Here is a 17,784-nt window from a genome sequence, read left to right on the forward strand (position 1 = left end):
CGATGCGCCCACCGAGTCAAATCTTACTACATCCGCTTTGCCGTCGCCAGGACAAGTATAACGGGTGGTCAAGCCATTTGGCATTTGTACCCGACCGCCATTCGGCTTAAAGCGAATCGTTTCGATGAAGTTGTCCGACAGGTCGAAACAACCCGAAGCCAAGGCTGCCGTCGCCGCATTTTGGCCTACTTTTGCCAGAAATCTGCCATTAAAAGCAAGACCCCAAATGCGACAAATACCTTCGCCAGCACCTTCTAAGTCAGCCATATCACCACCAGGTGTGGCCAAAATGTTGTTTTTATCATCCGTGATGATGTAGCGGTATTGACTACCTTTGGTTCCTACGGAGTCAAAGCGTACTACATCTGCTTTGCGGTCACCCGGGCAAGTATACCGCATAGTCAAGCCATTGGGCATTTGTACCCGGCCTCCATTTGGTGCCTCAGAACGGAAAATTGTAATGAAATTTTTGGAAACAAAAAAACAGCCATCCGATAATTGAGTGCCTCGAGCGGGTTTACCTGTAATGTCTCCTCTCAATTGATCTTCGGCACCTAAAGACACGCCGTATACTCGGCATATGCCAACTCCTGCTTTTTCAAAATCAAAGCTGTTTCCAGTAGTTACACTCGTCAGGATAAGTCCTTTTTCATCGGTAATCAAATAAACGTAGCGTCCTCTTGCATTGCTAAAAAATCGAAGGACGTCTGGCACTCCATCACCAACACATACGTTATTGTTGTCGGGAGTGTAGATGAAAGAATAGCGTTGGCATGATTGAGCCTTGGCAAAAGTTGTTGCCACCAGGCACAGTAGACTAAACAATAATAAGCGGGTAAAAATGGGTAGATGATTCATGAAATTTTGGTTTGGATAATTTTTTAAAATAACATTTCAAATTTAACCTTACTATTTTTCGTTTTTTAGCTCCTTATTTGCCGATGTCCTGCAAATGACATCGCACCGGTAGTCAATCATTCAGAATGTCCCTGCACGGACTTAATAATGATTTTTCACTCGTTCCTGATAACAGCCCTAGTCAGTTGTTGAATGGCGCGTTGTCGGTAGTGTATTTATTTTATAATTTTTTCACAGCTTTTTGCTGTGTTTTCAAAACAAGCACTGAACTAGAAACTCGAAAAATTGTTATTGCTCCAATCAAGATTTTATCACCATGTCGTACGAGCTGCTTAAACAAGTAATTGGACTGCTGGAGGAATTCGAGCAGGAGAGGGGGAAAAGTGATTTGTCGACCTTCGCGGAATGGCTGCAAACCCGGGTTGCGGAAGCCCCGGAAGAATTGCCCCACACCCGTTGGGATGATTACGCTTCCGACGTGGATGCGCACATTGCCATGAACATTGGGGTGCTCAACTCCCACGCCAAACACTACATCAAAACGGCCTTAAAGGATACTGAACTAAAAGGAATCCAGGATTTTACTTTCCTGGCAGCCCTGGTGAGCCATGGCGATCTGCGCAAAACAGACATCATTGCCAAAAACATGATGGAGTTTTCGCCAGGCATGGAAGTGATTCGCCGTTTGTTGCGCAATGGTTTTATACAAGACTACGACAACCCTGAAGATGGGCGTTCACGTCGCGTTTCCATTACCCCAGCTGGCCGGACTGTGTTTGAACAAGCAATGCAAAACATGCAAAACGTACATCGGGTGGTAGCCGGAAATTTGACTACGAAAGAAAAAGAAATGGTCCTCCTAAAATTGCGCAAACTCATGGCGTTCCATCAGCCCATCTGGGACAATGAATACGGGGAAGATTTGGAGAAGATTGTGGAGCGGCATATCTTGTGAAAGTTCCAGAGTTCCAGGGTTCGAAGGTTCCAGGGTTAAACCAAACCTTGGAACCCTAACCCTGGAACTTTGGAACCCAGAAACCTTGGAACCTAACCACAACCATGAAAATAGTCATCGCCGCCGATTCCTTCAAAGACGCCCTGCCCGCCCAACAAGTCTGCAACGCCATTGCCGACGGGATCAGAAAAGTACAACCCAATGCTGAACTGGTCATTTTTCCCCTCACCGATGGTGGAGAAGGGCTGGCAGAAGTATTTGCCCACCATCTAGGTGGCAGTGCCGTACAAATGAACGCCTATGACCCCCTCGGGCGAGACGTAGCTTGCCAGTACATCCTTTCGGCCAATGGTGAAAAAGCCTTCATTGAAATGGCCCAGGCTTCCGGCCTGCAACGCCTCAGTGAGGAAGAGCGCAACCCGATGCTCACCAGTACTTATGGCACCGGCCAAATGATTGCCCACGCGCTGAATAGTGGGGTGCGTCACATTCTGCTGGGACTGGGTGGTAGTGCGACCAATGATGCAGGAATGGGGATGGCCGCTGCGCTCGGCTACGAATTCCATACCGCTCAAGGCAAGGAATTGCTGCCCCGTGGAGAATCACTGGCCGCGATTGAAAGAATTGAGGTAAGTCAAGTACATCCTGCACTGGCAGAAACCCGTTTTGAGGTATTGTGTGATGTCAAAAATCCGCTGTATGGCCCCATGGGTGCTGCCTATGTATTCGGCCCTCAAAAAGGGGCCAATGCAGCCATGGTAGAGCGGCTGGATTTGGGGCTGCAACACTTTGGTGCTTTGTTGGAAAAAACCTTTGGCCAGGATTTCGCCTCGCCTCCCGGGGCGGGTGCAGCGGGGGGTATGGGTGCAGCGTGTTTGGCTTTCCTCAAAGGGGAGTTGCACCCAGGGATTGATGCCGTGATGAACCTGACCAATTTTGATGCTGCGCTGCAAGGAGCAAATTTGGTTTTCACGGGTGAAGGTCGTTTGGATAGCCAAACCCTGAGTGGAAAACTGGTGCGGGGTATTTGTGGACGTGCAACTCAATTTGGAATACCCACCATCGCACTTTGTGGCGCCATTGATGCCGATCAGGCCTTTCTGGACCTGATTGGGTTAAAAGCTGCTTTCGCAATTGGTCGGAAAGTGCAAATTTTTGATGATGCGCTGGCGAGTACGGCGGAGAATTTGGAGTTTGTGGCCGAGCAGGTGATGCGGGTAGCGGTGGCATTCACGCCACCGAAGCCTGCTCTGACTTAGGCTTCGGCGGCGATTTCCGTAAAATTTGTGGTTATTTTCTAGTTCCCTTTACCTACCTATATTGTTTTGATTCCAATTCTACAAGTTGCCATACAATGTGAGTTATCATCTTTTTGAATTGAAAGCAATAACCCACTTTGTTCTCCATTTACCGCTGAAAGAACTCCATCATTTTCAAAAGTTATAGGGCAAATCCCCATTTTTTTATAGGGGTCTTCAGTTGAAAAAAGATGGTCGCAAAATTCTTTCTCAAAGTAAAGTTGGGAGTTAATATTCTCCTTATCGTTTATAAACACTTTGAAATGAATATGTGGAACCCTACCAATATACCAACAAGGAATAATTGTGGTAAAAGTTACCCAACCGTTTTCATCAGTTCTTTGAAGTCCTCTTAAATATTTACTTTCCACAACTGGGGAAACAGTGTACTCCCCATTGTCCTTTTTGGTTCCATTTTCCCCAAAGAGCATGAACATTTTCCACTCATCTTTACTGATTTGCTCAGGATAACCGCTATAGTTACCCTCTGCATCTGCTTGCCAAACTTCTACAACTGCATTTTTTATTGGTAAACATTTTGGGTAATCAATGATTTGCATTTTTAGTTGAAGTGGCTTGCCTTTTTTGTCTTCTACAATGTTACTCCTTTCAGGTGAAGGAAAGTAAAAAGGCCCTTCAACTTGTTTGGTTGTAAGTACACATACCTCGTTTTCATTAGGCGATGCTGACACCTTTACATTAGGATTGTCCGGAAATGTAAATAGAAATTTTCTGAGCAGTTGCCGTCTGAAAATCCAAGCTGTTAAAACACTACCCCCTAAAGTCCCTAATGAATACCAAATGAATTTTCGTCTGCCTTGCTTTTTCATATGCTTTGCTGTTGATTTAATAAAATTGCTTTTGCGGTCTTGTGGTTGATCGTAGAGAATAGGGCTTTATACCCTATTACTCTATCAATAATTACAGATTCTATTTTTTCGGCGTTTCTACTTTTGGCTGTGCCATCAAATAAGCATATATTGCTTTTAGTGCCTCATCATCCTGGGCAGCGATATTCTTCCAGGGCATGAATTTTTGATCCATCACCGTACCATCGGGTCGAGTGCCTGTGCGAATCGATTGTATAAAACCTGCCTCACCCCATTTTGGCAAATTCCCAGCTTGGGTCAAATTCGGGCCCATTGGGCCATTGGGGTCGTGATTGGGCGCGCCATTCAGTTGCTCGCCATGACATGCCCTGCAACCACTGACCTGTACCAGATAGGCGCCGTATACTCGGGGGTCTTTTCTTGGGGGAGTGCTTTTGAATTTGGCGGTATGGTCCAGGTATTCCACTGGAATCAGTTTGCCAAAAGCCCCCATTTGGATCAATACCTTGGCGAAAGGGGTAAAACGGGATTGTTCCCAGTCCTTTTCCACCGCCGGAACCGTTTTCAGGTAAGCAATGATTTGGCCAAGGTGCTCTTCACTCAAGGCATGAAATTCGTTCGATGGCATGATCAGCAGAGGGCGACCATTTTTGCCAGCCCCATGCCGAATGGCTCGGACCCAATCGGCATCGGCATAATTGCTGGTCACTCCTGCCGGAGTCAAATTTGGTGCAATCAATATTCCAAAAGTAGGGTCATTGAAAAATTTGGAACCCTCCAGTTGTTCCCCGTGGCAATGGGTACAAAGGTTGTTGACCCATTTTTTGCCTTCGGCCACATTCATTGAATCCACAGGGATTTTGATGCTGGCCGTTTGAATGTTGTAGGTTCTATTGAGGCGCTGGTTATAAGTGGCATTCATCAGGAAAACTGCGCAGGTCAATACCAAAATGAGTCCTCCGAGGACAATGCCGATCCATTTGAAGATTTTTTTCATAGCAAAAGATTCTAGGCGTTAACAATCCATGTTTTGTTCCGAAGAACAGCACAAAGATGCCCTTGAATCCAGCCATAAATACAGCGTAGAATTGTGTAAACCCGCTACGTAGATTTGCGTATTTTAATACCTAGTATGACGCAAAAAATTACTTCCCGATTTTTTTTGAGGCTTTTGAATAGGAAACTCACTTGAAATGAAGCGTTCGACTTCCTATTCAAAACCCAAAATCGGGAAGTTAATTTTTCTGCGTTAATTAGATAAGCTTGTGCCGAATGGCAAACTGCACCAATCCAGCGATTCCTTTAACTTCCAGTTTTTGAATCAGGTTATTCCGATGGGTATCTACTGTGCGTGGGCTGATGAAAAGTTGAGCGCCTATTTCGGTGCTGGAAAACCCCTGAGCAACCAACTTTAGTACATCCAGTTCCCGTTCGCTCAGGCTAGCTAGCCCTGCATCATTGTTTGCAGTTGGTGCTTTTGCCAGGCTCAGGGCTACTTCTCCCGCGTAGTATTTTTCACCCCTGTACACTTTGGATATTGCCGAGGAGAGTTCTTCAACGGAGGTGTTTTTGAACAAAAAACCATCCGCTCCATGCTCCAGCGCTGCTTGAATGATGCTGCGTTCGTTGAGCATGGTGAGCACAATGACTTTGACCCCAAAGTACTCCTGTTTGAGCTGGATCAGTGTTTCTAAACCATTCATCAAGGGCATTTCGTAGTCCAGTAAAACCACATCAGCACGTCCCAGGCGGCGAAAAGCCTCTAATACTTCCCGGCCATTCGCTGCTTCGGCCAAAATCTGAATGCCCGGAATTTGTTCCAATATGGCGACAAAACCCTTGCGCACCAAATGATGGTCATCGGCAATGATTACTTTAATATTGGGTTCCATGTTTACTGATTACTGAGTCATTGAGCGGGATACGAATCACCGAAATGGTTCCGTTTGGCTGGGCCGATTCTGTTTGAAAAACACCACCGAGGGTATTTATACGACTCAGAATATTGAGTATGCCCATACTGCCTTTAGACCTGGCTTGTTCAAAATCGAAACCACGACCATCATCTTCCATCCTCAAAATCAAACTACCGCCCGCTAGGTACAATATGACCATCACTTTGTGCGCCTGAGCATGTTTGATGACATTATTGAGCAATTCCTGAGCGACCCGATAAATGCCGATTTCTATTTTTTCATCCAAATGATCGGGCACCAGACTGCTTTCAAATTCGTATTGCAGGGCAGTACCTTGCAAGGTATTGCGCAACAACATTTCCAAACTGGGTGCCAGGCCGTGTTGCTCCAGCATTGGGGGCAGCATGGTGTGAGAAATATTGCGCACTTCCGTACAAGACTCATCTAGTTGTTCGGCCAATTGGCCTACCTGCTGGGCCTCCAAAGGGGCAATACTGGCGATTTTGTGTTGTAAAGCTGAAAAACCCAATTTCAAAGCGACCATTTCCTGGGCAATGCCATCGTGTAAGTCTTTGGCAATGCGTTTGCGTTCAGATTCCTGTGCTTCGATCACTGCACTAAGTCCCAATTTTTGTTCCTGGATGATGGCCGCATCCAGTTCCACCTTTTTGCGCAAACGGAAGCGGTTCCAAAACAACCAACCCAATAAAGCAAAAGCCAAAAACCCAAAACCAAGTCCCCAAATCCAGGTTTGTTGCTGGAACAATTGGTTTTCCTGTTTTTCGAGTCGGAGTTGCTGTTGGGCAATTTCGGTTTCCTTTTTTTGGGTTTGGTACTTCGCTTCCATGTCGGCAAGCACCTTGGTGTTTTCAACCGTGAATAAAGAGTCATCCAGGGCCTGGAATTTTTTGAACCAAAAAAGTGCTTTTTGGGGCTGACCTAATAATTCATAGGAATGGGCAATCTCCTCGTAATAAACAGCAAGGGGATCCATCAACTGAAATTTCTGCATAAGATCATATCCTTTAAATGCATAAGATAGACCTTTAGAAGCTTGCCCTAATGAATTGTATACTGCGGCGAGATTGACATATGGAAACACCAAATTGGTCTCCCGCTTAGCTTCTTGTAAATATTGAATGGATTGTTCACATTTGGGAATTGCTTCCTGGTCCTTGCCCGTCTCATGAAGCAAATGGCAGACTCCTCCAAGCATAACTCCCGCTACAAATTTGTTGTCGTTTTTAATCGCCATGGCGATGCCTTTGTAGAAGTAGTCCAGCGATTTTTCATAGTCTTTTTTGGCACCGTGGGCCACAGCAAGATTATTGTAGGTAAAAACGGTGCGGCGCTCATCGCCCGTTTTGAGTCGTATCTCCAATGCTTTTTCCAAATACTCAATGGCTTTATCGTGCAATTCGGAATCTGAATAAACATTGCCAAGATTGCTGTAAGCGGAAGCCGCATTTTCCAAATCGCCCATTTTTTCCCGGAGTTTGGCACCCAGCAGCAGGTAGTATTGTGCTGAATCATTTTGGAAAAAATCCTGGTAGGTTCCGCCAAGTCCATTGTAAGCATCTGCCTGAGTACCTTGGTCTTTTATTTTTTTTCCGATTTCGAGTTGCTGTAAAAGCGTACTAATAGCCGCTGCTTTGTCCCCTTTATCCTGAAAAGCTTTGCCACGGATGTGTAAGGCTTTGGCTTCTCCCAAAAGGGATTTTGCCGCTTTAGCCATTTTTTCCAAAGTATCGGCATAAGCCAAAGAAAGGTCCAGGTCCTGCATTTGTACTTCACCGGCCAGCGCGTAGTACAACTCGATTTGTTGGATTGGGTCTTTGGACCGGTTGAATTCTCGGCGCAGACTATCTGCCAAAGGGCTCTGAGCGATGCAGAGGGTCCAGCAGATAGCCAAAAACAGGGTCAACGGTATTTTTTTCATCTTATCCCGTTTTTATGGTAAGGGAAGATGGGAATAGAGCATTGGTTTTGTGTATTTCCTTCTTGCCTCTAATGTACAAAAAATTGAATTTTAAACCCAATTATCCTGGAACAAGCGTTTGTTTTGAACCATTTCCTAATTCCAGGATTTATGGAATAAAAACTACCTTTGTAGTGGGGCAAAAAATGAGTTTTCATTTTCTCTGGGCCAAAGAATTAGCGAAGACACTTGAAATGAACCGTTTACTTGCGCTAATCCTTTTGCAAAATGAAAACTTATTTTTTTATCGCCCCTTTGCGCCACGCAAGCCATAACCAGCTACGTATGACCAAAAAAGAGATCGACCAGAACCTGAACGAAGACAACATGAAGCTGCAATTGGCCCGTTTGCAGCACCGTTTGGAGAAAATCAAACTCGGCGGCGGAGAAAAACGCATCGCCCAGCAGCATGCCCAAGGCAAAATGAGTGTACGCGAGCGGGTCAACTACCTCATCGACGCAGACTCCCCCTTTCTGGAAATTGGCGCTTTTGCGGGTTATGAAATGTACCCCGATGAAGGCGGATGTCCGGCTGGTGGTGTAGTGGTGGGCATTGGGTATGTTCGTGGCCGCCAGTGTATGATTGTGGCCAATGATGCCACGGTAAAGGCGGGTGCCTGGTTTCCGATCACGGGCAAAAAGAACCTGCGCGCTCAGGAAATCGCCATGGAAAACCGCCTGCCGATCATCTATTTAGTAGACAGCGCCGGGGTTTTTCTGCCCATGCAAGACGAAATTTTTCCCGATAAAGAACATTTTGGCCGCATCTTCCGCAACAACGCCAAGATGTCGAGTATGGGCATTCCGCAAATTGCGGCCATCATGGGCAGTTGTGTGGCTGGTGGCGCGTATTTGCCCATCATGTCGGACGAGGCGCTGATTGTGGAGGGTACGGGGTCCATCTTTTTGGCCGGGCCTTATCTGGTTAAAGCGGCCATTGGCGAAGATGTGGACAAAGAAACCCTGGGAGGCGCGAGTACCCATAGTGAGATTTCCGGGGTGACCGATTATAAGGTGCCCAATGACCAGGTTTGCCTGGATACCATCAAGGATTTGGTGGACAAAATGGGGCATTTTTCGAAGGCAGGTTTTGATCGGATAGCACCTGCTCCGCCCGCAGTTGTGGAGTCAGAAATGCTGCGCATTATCCCCAATGATTCTTCTAAGCCTTATTCTACGGTGGAGCTACTCAAATGCCTGGTTGACGATTCCAAACTCACGCAGTACAAGGAACAATACGGCAAAACCATCATTTGTGCCTATGCGCGCATCGATGGCTGGGCGGTCGGCATCGTGGCTAACCACCGCGAGGTGGTGCGCAATGCCAAGGGTGAAATGCAATTCGGCGGCGTGATTTACTCCGACTCTGCCGACAAAGCCACCCGCTTTATCCTCAATTGCAACCAGAAAAAGATACCTTTGGTCTTCATGCACGATGTGACGGGCTTTATGGTAGGTTCACGCTCTGAGCACGGAGGCATCATTAAAGATGGGGCTAAAATGGTAAATGCCGTGGCCAATTCCACGGTGCCCAAGTTCAGTATCGTGATGGGAAATTCCTACGGTGCAGGCAATTACGCCATGTGTGGCAAAGCTTACGATCCCCGCATCATTGTGGCCTGGCCTACCGCCAAAATTGCCGTGATGGGTGGTTCTCAAGCAGCCAAAACCCTGATGCAAATTCAGGTCGCTTCCCTCAAATCCAAAGGGGAAGAACTGGATCCTGAAACGGAACAACGGATGTTCAACGAAATCAAAGACAAATACGACCAACAAACTTCACCCTACTACGCAGCCGCCCGCCTTTGGGTGGACGCCATCATCAACCCGCTCGAAACCCGCAAGGTCGTTTCAATGGGCATTGAGGCGGCGAATAATGCGCAAGTGGAGAAGTTTAATGTGGGAGTAATACAAAGTTAGGTTGAGGGAGGTTGAGAAGGTTTAGGGAGGTTTAGGCTACCGCAGAGGCGCGGACATAGTCATTGTCTAAGTCGCTGCGGTAGCCTAAACCTCCCTAAACCTCCCTAAACCTTCCTCAACTTCTCAACTTATACCAATGAAATTCATCGCCAAAACGCTCGCCGGCCTCGAGCCCGTGCTCGTAGAAGAACTCAAAAGCCTGGGTGCCGAAAACGCTCACCCAGGCAAACGTGCCGTTTTTTTTGAAGGGGACATGGAAATCTTGTACCGCGCCAACCTAGAGTTGCGTACGGCATTGCGCATTTTGGTGCCCATCAGCGAGTTCAAGGTGCGCAACGAGGACGACTTGTACCATAAGATCGGCAAAATCGACTGGTCGGAATACATGAGTGTGGACGATACCCTGGCGGTGGATGCAGTGACCACTTCCGAAGTCATCCGCCACTCCAAGTTTGCGGCATTGCGCGTGAAGGATGCAATTGTTGATCAGTTTCGCAAAAAATACGGCAAACGCCCGGATGTCAATACCGAATTCCCCACCCTGCGGCTCAACCTCCACGTTGGCGACCAGGATGTAACACTCGCCCTGGATAGTAGTGGCGAATCCCTGCACAAACGCGGCTACCGGGTCGACAGTGTGGAAGCCCCCATCAACGAGGTACTGGCGGCCGGGATGATCCTGCTCAGCGGCTGGCAATGCGACAGCGATTTTACCGACCCCATGTGTGGCTCGGGCACCTTGCCCATCGAGGCGGCCATGCTTGCGTATAACATTGCGCCCCAAATCAATCGCCAGAATTTTGGCTTCATGCGTTGGGAGAATTTCGATAAAAAACTGTGGGAAAAAGTAAGAGAAGAGGCCGTCCTTGGCCAAGTTGTTTTCCAGCACAACATTTACGCCTCCGACATCGATTTTAAAGCGGTCAACAGCGTAGGGTACAACCTCGAAAAAGCGGGCATGGAAGGCAAAGTCCAGGTCACTCGCGAACGTTTTGAAAACGTCCTGCCCCGCTCCGAAAGTGGCATCCTGATGATGAACCCTCCCTACGATGAACGCTTGGAACTGGAAAACGTACAAGATTTTTACAAAGGTATCGGCGACACATTCAAAAAGAACTGGGCAGGCCATTCCGCCTGGATCATCACTTCCAATCTGGAAGCGGTAAAAACGGTGGGCTTGCGCCCTTCCCGGCGGATTCCGCTGTTTAATGGGAAGTTGGAGTGCAAGTTTTTGAAGTATGATTTGTACGCGGGGAGTAAGAAGGTGAGGGAGGAAAGAGGAGAGATGAAAGATGAAAGAAGAGAGATGAAAGATGAAAGCGGGCCGATCAAAGCGGATCAGGCAGAGGTTAAAAATGAAAAAGTAAGCGGGGATGATGATTGGTAGGGTGGAAGCTGCACTGGTTTGCAGACCAATTCACAATTACGTTTCGGCCATTGAAGTCTGCTGATTTTCAGCCTTTTTCAGTAGTTGGGTCTTTATCTTTCCTGCTGACCAAAAAATAAAATCAAGGCGTTTGGTATCACTTAATTGATATCCTGGATATTTTTGATCGAAAGCGGAAAGTAGGTCATTTAGCAGATTCTCCCGCAGAATTTGCTCATATCCTTTCAAAATCACCTCATAGCGCAACAAATAGGCTTTTATTTTTGCTGTGGCATCGCCTTGCGGGATTGAATGATAATCAAACATCTTGGCCACCTCGCGATCATAAACCGGGTATACTGGATTAAGGGTGCTGAACATTTTAGTGGTAAAGGAAAACTGGATGCTTTCATATCCCTTTCTGGTTTTGAATTTTTGCAGATCAACGAGGGTTTTCTCAAAATCAAGTTTAAAATCTTCCCGACGATCTTGCATCAATTTAAAATACCGCACTTTAAAGTCATCCGTCAAACCAGCATTGTCTAGTCGGTAATAACTACGGTAAACAAATTGAAAAAGTAGGTCTTGGGTCAGGTCATTGTTTTTGTCTTGAGCCCGGTGTTGGATGAACTGGTATACGGTGATACTTTCGGGATTGAGATTATCCAAAATAGCATCCTTGTACGCATTCAACCAGGTAATTGTGTTTCTCATTGAAGTTTGGTTTTCTATAAATCTAGATATTTAAGCCTCTTCTTGAGGGTTTTGGTCCAATATTTTCTTTTCCCAATTCAGCAAGTCTGACAACTTGTAATAAGCGCGAAAAGAGTTGTTAACCCTAGGTTTTGGTTTATGAGGTAACAGAATGGTTTGTTCTGACAAAACCAGTACCTGTTTTTCATCATCAGGTAAAACTTCACCCCAATTGTTATTCTGTTGCATATAATCCACATAGTTGCGCACGCGTTGTCTGGTAGTTTCAGAATACCTATCATCTTCAAGGAAAGTCTGATAATCTTTGCTAAAATTAAGGATGATGATTTCTTCAATTTTATATAATTTTTCCATCTCCCCACCACCACTTTTTCTAAATGTAAGATATAGTGGCTTTTGTTTGATTTGATAACGCCCTGAGTTGGGGCATTCATAAACGTGAAAGTTATTGATTGCTTCATTTGACCAATCCGCCGTAGGAATTGAAAATACTTCTTTTTCGTAAAAATACATGGCTCCATTAATTTTAGTGATGAATTGAAAATAGTCGTTTAGCAATTCGTTTTCGCTTTTATCCATATGGTAGAAAAGCTTGATTACATCATTCCAAACAATCGCGCCAATTTGCCTAGCTGCAACATAAGTGGGATATTTGGTAAGGGTAAACCCATAAATATTTTCAGCGTTAAATGCTCCAACTTCTTTAAAGGTATTGGGTTGCAGGTAGTTCTCGATTTGCGCTGAAGCAGCCTCAACTGAAGTATTTTTGTTAAGGCTCTTTGCTTCAATCATGATCATTTTATAGGGCTTTCCCCTAGCATACAGACGAATGACAATATCAGCTCTGAATTGTTTCCCTGTAGTTGAAATCAACTCTGCATTGATAAGTGTCTCGTCGACAATCGCCCATTCTATTTCCCCCACTTTAAGTTTTATTGCTCTTAACTTAAAGAAGGCTTTCAGCGCTTCTTTAGACTTGCTTAGTACCAAGGCTAAGCCTTTAGTTTGTTGCGTTTCACTATTACCATCTATCAAATCAAAAATACTTGAGTGTAACCTATTGTAAAGTCTAAATGTAGTTTTCATGATGGTATATTTTTAATACAAGGTATGTACGAATACTTTTCCAAAAGGTTACATCCATCGTTAACTTTCTAAAAAATTGCTCATCTGGTAATTTTATTCTATTTCTTTTAGCCGTCTCTTTCAAACTAATATGTCCTGCTTCACGATTGTATCAAAAATTAAATTTAATATTTTTTGATTTATTTTATTTATTTTAAAACTTTTATTATCTTTGTAGAACTAATTCCCACTTCATGAAAATTTCCAAAGACGCCTTGTGGAAAGGCATTATCGAAAATCTGATTGACGATTTCATTGCCTACTTCTTTCCAGATTTAGTGAAAATCATTGATTTTTCGCGGGGTTTCGATTTTTTGGATACCGAATTACAAAAACTGATCCCAAATAGTCCAGGCCAAAAGCGGCATGCTGACAAACTCATTAAAGTTTGGTTCAAAAATGGTGAGGAAGTATGGTTTTTGATTCATGTAGAAGTACAAGGGTACCAAGACCCCCTGTTTGCACTACGCATGTACGAGTGTATATACCGCATTCGCGACAAATACCAGCGTCCAGTAACAGGATTGGCTATTTACACAGATTGGGATCGAACGTATCATTACTCCCAATTCCAGGAGTCTTTTCTAGGTTCTCAAATTGTTTATTCGTTCAACACCTACGTATTGCGCGACCATTTGCCAGCAGAATTAGCCAAGAATCCAAATCCTTTTGCTGCAGTAATGGAAGCAGCTTGGCAACATCTGGATAAGCCAAAAGATGACCAGAGCCTAAGAGAGATGAAAATCGACCTGATCCGGCGACTCAAGTCCCGCAGTATTTCCCGCGAAAAAATCAGCTTGATCATCGATTTTATTCGCTACTTTGTACCCTTTACAAATTCAGAAATAAGTACTAATTTTGAACAAGATTTAATGACCATCACCAATTCAACTATTCCAATGGGACTTCGTGAAGCTATTTTGGAGGATGTTAAGCAGCAGGGTATTGAACAAGGTATTGAGCAAGGTATTGCCACTGAAAAGTATGAGTTTACTAAAAAACTCTGGGAGTTACAGGAGTTTTCATTGGAGAAGATTGCCATCTTGGTGGACCTCCCCAAGGAACAAGTCTTTGAGATCATCCTTGCGTTGCTACAAGCTAATGGGCAATCTATGGAAGAAGCGGAACAGCAAATCAAGGCCTACCAAACCAAATTTGTGCCTTAGCATTCACAACTTCGCCCCAAAAAACACCAGCGTCTCCTTCCACATCTCCGGTGTATACTCATGCCCTACGCCATCATATTCCAGGTGTTTGAACTGTCCAGTTTTTCCATACAAAGCATACACTTTTTCCAAAAAACCATTGATGTAATTGACTCCTTCCAGCGGTGCCATCCGGTCACTTTTGCCCGACATGGTGAGCAGGGCACGTGGCGCAATACAAGCCAATACTGCCTCATTGTCAAAATGCCGCAGCAAGTCTTGCACGTAATAGTAGATGCCGTGTGAACCCATCCGCCCCAGCTTGATCAGTTCTTGATTGCGCACAATACAAGCCACAGCTACGGTTGCCTTCACGCGGTCATCTACGGCAGCCAGCCAATAAGAGCGCAAGCAGCCCATGCTCATGCCCACTGCACCGATCCGGGCCGGATCTACTTCGGGACGAGCACAGAGGTAATCCAGGGCCATTTGGTCGTCGCGCACCATACTACCCCAGAAACTGCGGCCTTTGAGCAAATTGATCCGGGCCCAGGTGAGTTCTTCATTTTTGCCTTTTTCTTCGGGGCCATTGGGGCCTTTGCCCGAGCGTTCTCCGAATGCGTAGGAGTCTATCGCCAGTACGACATAACCTTGTTTCACCAAGCCTTCACCGGGGCCGCTGTCATTGACCCAGTTCAGTTTGAAGAGTTCGTCTTTGCCGTGGGCGTAATCGCCGCCATGGTAGTGGTGGTAAAGGATGCCGGGGGCTTTGGGTGCGCGTTGATCGGGGATCAGCAGGATACCGGGTACAGTGGCGTCAATGCCGTTGAAAAATTCAAAGTATTCGATGCTGTAGCCTGCACGTTTTTCAGTGCGCAGGATTTTAGCTTGAATTTTTGGGCGAGCGGGAAGGGCGCCGAAACAGGATTGAATGGTTTGGCGCACGGCTTTGCGGCCTTTTTCCCAGGCTTTGGCGGAGTTGGGCAGGGGGAATTGGGGATATTGGAATGAGACGTCCTGATATGGAGTGCTGCTCTGGGCTAAACCTTTAAGAATGAACAAAAAACTAAAGGCTACAAATAAGGTGCAGGCTATTTTTCGCATAACAATGAGTTGATTTTTTGAATTGACCAAGTCCTGTCTAAGGTGATTTCTAAGGTGCCTGTGGTTTCTTAGGTGGTTCAAATAAAAACTCTTGGGCGCAAGCGCGAAGAGCACGTTTTTTCTTCACCACCTAAGAAACCACAGGCACCTTAGAAATCACCTTAGACATAGTTTGCTTTGACCTTACTTCCGATTGTAAACCTTAGCAGACACCTCTGTAGCCAATTCCACCTCTTTCTTCGCCTGCTTCAAATCGGTGTTCAACAAACGCACCTCCGCCGAGCGCTGCCCGCTGATGTGCAGCAACAAGTCCATTGGCCCTTGGTAGCGGATGCCATCCAGGGTTACCTGTTTGCTGTTTTGCACTTGCATCAAACGTTTTTCCTGCGTGAACAATCCAATGTTTTTGAGTTGAATGTTTTCTGCTTCCACACACACCAGGCCCTCGGTACAACTCAGGTTGGCGTTTTCAATGCTAATGTTGCGGATGGGCATTTCAGGGAGGCCGCGGATGAGGATACCCGTTGCAGCGCCTTGACAAACAATGTTTTTGATGTGAAAATTGCGGAATTGAGGCGTGCCTTCATCCAAGGGTTCCGCCTTCATTTCGGGCAACACATTTTTTTCGCCATTCAGGGCTACCGGATCTTTGGCCATGTAGTACATGTCGAAGAGGATGGCTTCGCCAGGGATATTGGTCATGTTGATGTCGCTCACATAGATGTTTTCCACGATGCCGCCCCGACCACGGGCGGTTTTGAAGCGCAAACCAACATCGGTGCCGAGGAAATTACAATCCGAAACGAATAAATTGCGCACCCCACCCGACATTTCCGAACCTATGACAAATCCACCGTGTCCGTGAAAAACGGTGCAATTGCGCACGATTATGTTTTCGGTGGGTACGCCCCGTTTGCGGCCTTCGGCATCGCGACCCGATTTGATACAAATGCCGTCGTCGCCAGTGTCGAAAGAACAGCCTTCCACCAGGCCATTGCGGCAGGATTCCAGATCCAGAGCGTCGTTGTTTTGGCCATACCAGGGGTTGCGTACAGTCACGTTGCGCAAGGTGATGTGTTCACAAAGCAAAGGGTGAATCGTCCAGGCTGGCGAATTCTGGAAAGTGATACCTTCCAGCAACACTTGCGTACAACGGGAAAGGGAGACCATATTGGGGCGGAGAAAGTCCTTGAACTCATTACAATTATTGAGGTTAAATCCGGCCGAAAGGATGCCCGGCTTTTGGATTTTCACCCCATTGAGGGAATTTTGCGAAGGATACCAGGTGCGTTTTTCTTCATCCAACACCCCACCAGAAGCGATGAGTTTTTTCCATTGCGCCTCGGTGAGTTTTTCTTTTTTGACCTGCCGCCACACCTGTCCGGCACCATCCACCATGCCTTCACCTGTGATGGCAATGTTTTGGGCATCCACCGCAGAAATCGGGGCTTGACAACGGATGGCGTCTTGGCCTTCCCAGGTGGTTTGTACCAGGGGATAATCTTCCCGTTTGTTGCTGAATTGTAATAAAGCGCCCTTCGCAATGTGCAAATTGACATTGCTTTTGAGCACAATGGGGCCAGTGAGCCAAAACCCGTTAGGAACCACCACTACCCCACCCCCGGCTTCGTTGGCCAGGGCAATCGCCTGATTGATGGCGGCGGTGTTGAGGCTGATGCCATCGGATTTTGCGCCATAACGCTGGATGTTGAAGGTATCCTTACGGAAAACGGTAGGGGCTATTTTGGGTAATTCGAATTCCAGTTTATCGGCAAAACGGGTCGTTTTGAGCAAACCCAGTAGCGGATTGCCAATTTCTTGAATGCCTGCTGCGGCCAGACTGGCCATCACACTGGCACCATATTGCGAAAAATGAGTGTCGTCAATTTTGCCCTCCGGAAACTTGGGATACATCTTACCAGGCAAATGCATAAACAGCCGTTTGGAGCCTTCCACACCCATTTTTTCAATCACAATGCGGCTTTGGGCATGCATGTCGATCAGTGGAACCCGTAGTGCTTTGGCTACTTCCTTTACCACTTGGGGATATTCACCGTGGGTGTCCACAAACTGGCCTTTTTCATCAAATTTGCGGCGCATAATGGGGGTCAGTAAGATGGGCTTGCCTCCTTTGGCCCTGGCCTCTTCCACATAGCGACTGAGGTTTTTGCGGTAATCGGTTTGGGGAGCGGCATAACGGGTGGAGTCGGTATTTTTTTGGTCGTTGTGTCCAAATTGGATCAGCACCCAATCGCCTGGGCGCATTTGTTCCAGCACTTTTCCCCAACGGCCTTCGGTGCGGAAACTTTTGGTGCTACGGCCATTTACGGCGTGATTTTGTACCTCAACGGCTTCCGAAAAGTATTGAGGCAGCACCATCCCCCAGCCCGTTTCGGGCGCATCTGTAGGGAGTTTATTGGCCATGGTGGAGTCGCCGATGAGGAAGATGCGGGTTTTGTCTTCGCCGGAATGAAAAGCGAGGAAAGAAAGGCAGAGAAAAAGGAGGAGGATATTTTTCATGGTGCAGGACTTTTTATGGAGTTATAAGTTATGAATGATGAGTTATGAATTCATA

The 17,784-nt window shown here is 46.3% G+C and carries 13 protein-coding genes and 1 pseudogene; 5 read left to right on the plus strand and 9 right to left on the minus strand.

The window, feature by feature from the left end; all coding sequences use genetic code 11:
- Positions 1–858, minus strand: a pseudogene (locus ACEW9O_RS08420) (hypothetical protein); the annotation flags it as partial.
- Positions 859–1,174: 316 nt separating this feature from the next.
- Here ACEW9O_RS08420 and ACEW9O_RS08425 point away from each other — a divergent pair.
- Both ACEW9O_RS08425 and ACEW9O_RS08430 read left to right on the plus strand, forming a co-directional pair.
- Positions 1,175–1,813, plus strand: a complete 639-nt coding sequence (locus tag ACEW9O_RS08425) for a MarR family winged helix-turn-helix transcriptional regulator (protein WP_373549705.1) — start codon at positions 1,175–1,177, stop codon at positions 1,811–1,813.
- Positions 1,814–1,917: 104 nt separating this feature from the next.
- Positions 1,918–3,072 carry a glycerate kinase gene (locus ACEW9O_RS08430; protein WP_373549706.1) on the plus strand — a complete coding sequence of 385 codons (1,155 nt, stop codon included), beginning with the start codon at positions 1,918–1,920 and terminating at the stop codon, positions 3,070–3,072.
- A 56-nt stretch (positions 3,073–3,128) separates the two neighbouring features.
- Here the strand turns inward: ACEW9O_RS08430 and ACEW9O_RS08435 are convergent, their stop codons facing one another.
- From ACEW9O_RS08435 to ACEW9O_RS08450, 4 genes are all read right to left on the minus strand, one after another.
- Positions 3,129–3,941 carry a hypothetical protein gene (locus ACEW9O_RS08435; protein ID WP_373549707.1) on the minus strand — a complete coding sequence of 271 codons (813 nt, stop codon included), beginning with the start codon at positions 3,939–3,941 and terminating at the stop codon, positions 3,129–3,131.
- A 100-nt stretch (positions 3,942–4,041) separates the two neighbouring features.
- Positions 4,042–4,938 (minus strand): c-type cytochrome, encoded by an 897-nt coding sequence (locus ACEW9O_RS08440; RefSeq protein WP_373549708.1) that lies wholly within the window; start codon positions 4,936–4,938, stop codon positions 4,042–4,044.
- 256 nt (positions 4,939–5,194) lie between these two features.
- Positions 5,195–5,833 carry a response regulator gene (locus tag ACEW9O_RS08445; RefSeq protein WP_373549709.1) on the minus strand — a complete coding sequence of 213 codons (639 nt, stop codon included), beginning with the start codon at positions 5,831–5,833 and terminating at the stop codon, positions 5,195–5,197.
- A complete protein-coding gene (locus ACEW9O_RS08450) occupies positions 5,817–7,796 on the minus strand; it encodes a tetratricopeptide repeat protein (protein ID WP_373549710.1) in 1,980 nt (659 codons plus the stop codon). Before ACEW9O_RS08450 ends, ACEW9O_RS08445 begins: the two co-directional genes overlap by 17 nt.
- A gap of 324 nt (positions 7,797–8,120) precedes the next feature.
- Between ACEW9O_RS08450 and ACEW9O_RS08455 the strand changes: the two genes are divergently transcribed.
- Together ACEW9O_RS08455 and ACEW9O_RS08460 are read left to right on the plus strand one after the other, a co-directional pair.
- A complete protein-coding gene (locus ACEW9O_RS08455) occupies positions 8,121–9,755 on the plus strand; it encodes an acyl-CoA carboxylase subunit beta (protein ID WP_373549711.1) in 1,635 nt (544 codons plus the stop codon).
- A gap of 136 nt (positions 9,756–9,891) precedes the next feature.
- Complete coding sequence (locus ACEW9O_RS08460) at positions 9,892–11,142, plus strand: class I SAM-dependent RNA methyltransferase (protein WP_373549712.1); 1,251 nt, start codon at positions 9,892–9,894, stop codon at positions 11,140–11,142.
- Between the two features lie 36 nt (positions 11,143–11,178).
- Here ACEW9O_RS08460 and ACEW9O_RS08465 read toward each other — a convergent pair whose 3' ends face one another.
- Both ACEW9O_RS08465 and ACEW9O_RS08470 read right to left on the minus strand, forming a co-directional pair.
- Positions 11,179–11,835, minus strand: coding sequence for a hypothetical protein (locus ACEW9O_RS08465; RefSeq protein WP_373549713.1), 657 nt, complete (start codon positions 11,833–11,835; stop codon positions 11,179–11,181).
- A gap of 30 nt (positions 11,836–11,865) precedes the next feature.
- Positions 11,866–12,921, minus strand: coding sequence for a hypothetical protein (locus ACEW9O_RS08470; RefSeq protein WP_373549714.1), 1,056 nt, complete (start codon positions 12,919–12,921; stop codon positions 11,866–11,868).
- A gap of 233 nt (positions 12,922–13,154) precedes the next feature.
- On the opposite strand from ACEW9O_RS08470, the gene ACEW9O_RS08475 reads away from it, so the two are divergent.
- The gene (locus ACEW9O_RS08475) at positions 13,155–14,126 is read left to right on the plus strand and encodes an Rpn family recombination-promoting nuclease/putative transposase (protein ID WP_373549715.1); all 972 of its coding nucleotides are present in this window, start codon (positions 13,155–13,157) and stop codon (positions 14,124–14,126) included.
- Between the two features lie 3 nt (positions 14,127–14,129).
- Here ACEW9O_RS08475 and ACEW9O_RS08480 read toward each other — a convergent pair whose 3' ends face one another.
- The gene (locus ACEW9O_RS08480; protein ID WP_373549716.1) at positions 14,130–15,209 is read right to left on the minus strand and encodes a dienelactone hydrolase family protein; all 1,080 of its coding nucleotides are present in this window, start codon (positions 15,207–15,209) and stop codon (positions 14,130–14,132) included.
- Positions 15,210–15,392: 183 nt separating this feature from the next.
- Complete coding sequence (locus ACEW9O_RS08485) at positions 15,393–17,729, minus strand: glycosyl hydrolase family 28 protein (protein WP_373549717.1); 2,337 nt, start codon at positions 17,727–17,729, stop codon at positions 15,393–15,395.
- Positions 17,730–17,784 lie beyond the last annotated feature (55 nt).

The organism is Haliscomenobacter sp. (genome assembly GCF_041740695.1).
In the GTDB taxonomy this organism is placed as follows: domain Bacteria; phylum Bacteroidota; class Bacteroidia; order Chitinophagales; family Saprospiraceae; genus Haliscomenobacter.

Bases quoted from the DNA above. Each gene is read 5' to 3' on its own strand.
- ACEW9O_RS08425 (WP_373549705.1), top strand. From the start codon at position 1,175: ATGTCGTACGAGCTGCTTAAACAAGTAATTGGACTGCTGGAGGAATTC.
- ACEW9O_RS08430 (WP_373549706.1), top strand. From the start codon at position 1,918: ATGAAAATAGTCATCGCCGCCGATTCCTTCAAAGACGCCCTGCCCGCC.
- ACEW9O_RS08435 (WP_373549707.1), bottom strand. From the start codon at position 3,941: ATGAAAAAGCAAGGCAGACGAAAATTCATTTGGTATTCATTAGGGACT.
- ACEW9O_RS08440 (WP_373549708.1), bottom strand. From the start codon at position 4,938: ATGAAAAAAATCTTCAAATGGATCGGCATTGTCCTCGGAGGACTCATT.
- ACEW9O_RS08445 (WP_373549709.1), bottom strand. From the start codon at position 5,833: ATGGAACCCAATATTAAAGTAATCATTGCCGATGACCATCATTTGGTG.
- ACEW9O_RS08450 (WP_373549710.1), bottom strand. From the start codon at position 7,796: ATGAAAAAAATACCGTTGACCCTGTTTTTGGCTATCTGCTGGACCCTC.
- ACEW9O_RS08455 (WP_373549711.1), top strand. From the start codon at position 8,121: ATGACCAAAAAAGAGATCGACCAGAACCTGAACGAAGACAACATGAAG.
- ACEW9O_RS08460 (WP_373549712.1), top strand. From the start codon at position 9,892: ATGAAATTCATCGCCAAAACGCTCGCCGGCCTCGAGCCCGTGCTCGTA.
- ACEW9O_RS08465 (WP_373549713.1), bottom strand. From the start codon at position 11,835: ATGAGAAACACAATTACCTGGTTGAATGCGTACAAGGATGCTATTTTG.
- ACEW9O_RS08470 (WP_373549714.1), bottom strand. From the start codon at position 12,921: ATGAAAACTACATTTAGACTTTACAATAGGTTACACTCAAGTATTTTT.
- ACEW9O_RS08475 (WP_373549715.1), top strand. From the start codon at position 13,155: ATGAAAATTTCCAAAGACGCCTTGTGGAAAGGCATTATCGAAAATCTG.
- ACEW9O_RS08480 (WP_373549716.1), bottom strand. From the start codon at position 15,209: ATGCGAAAAATAGCCTGCACCTTATTTGTAGCCTTTAGTTTTTTGTTC.
- ACEW9O_RS08485 (WP_373549717.1), bottom strand. From the start codon at position 17,729: ATGAAAAATATCCTCCTCCTTTTTCTCTGCCTTTCTTTCCTCGCTTTT.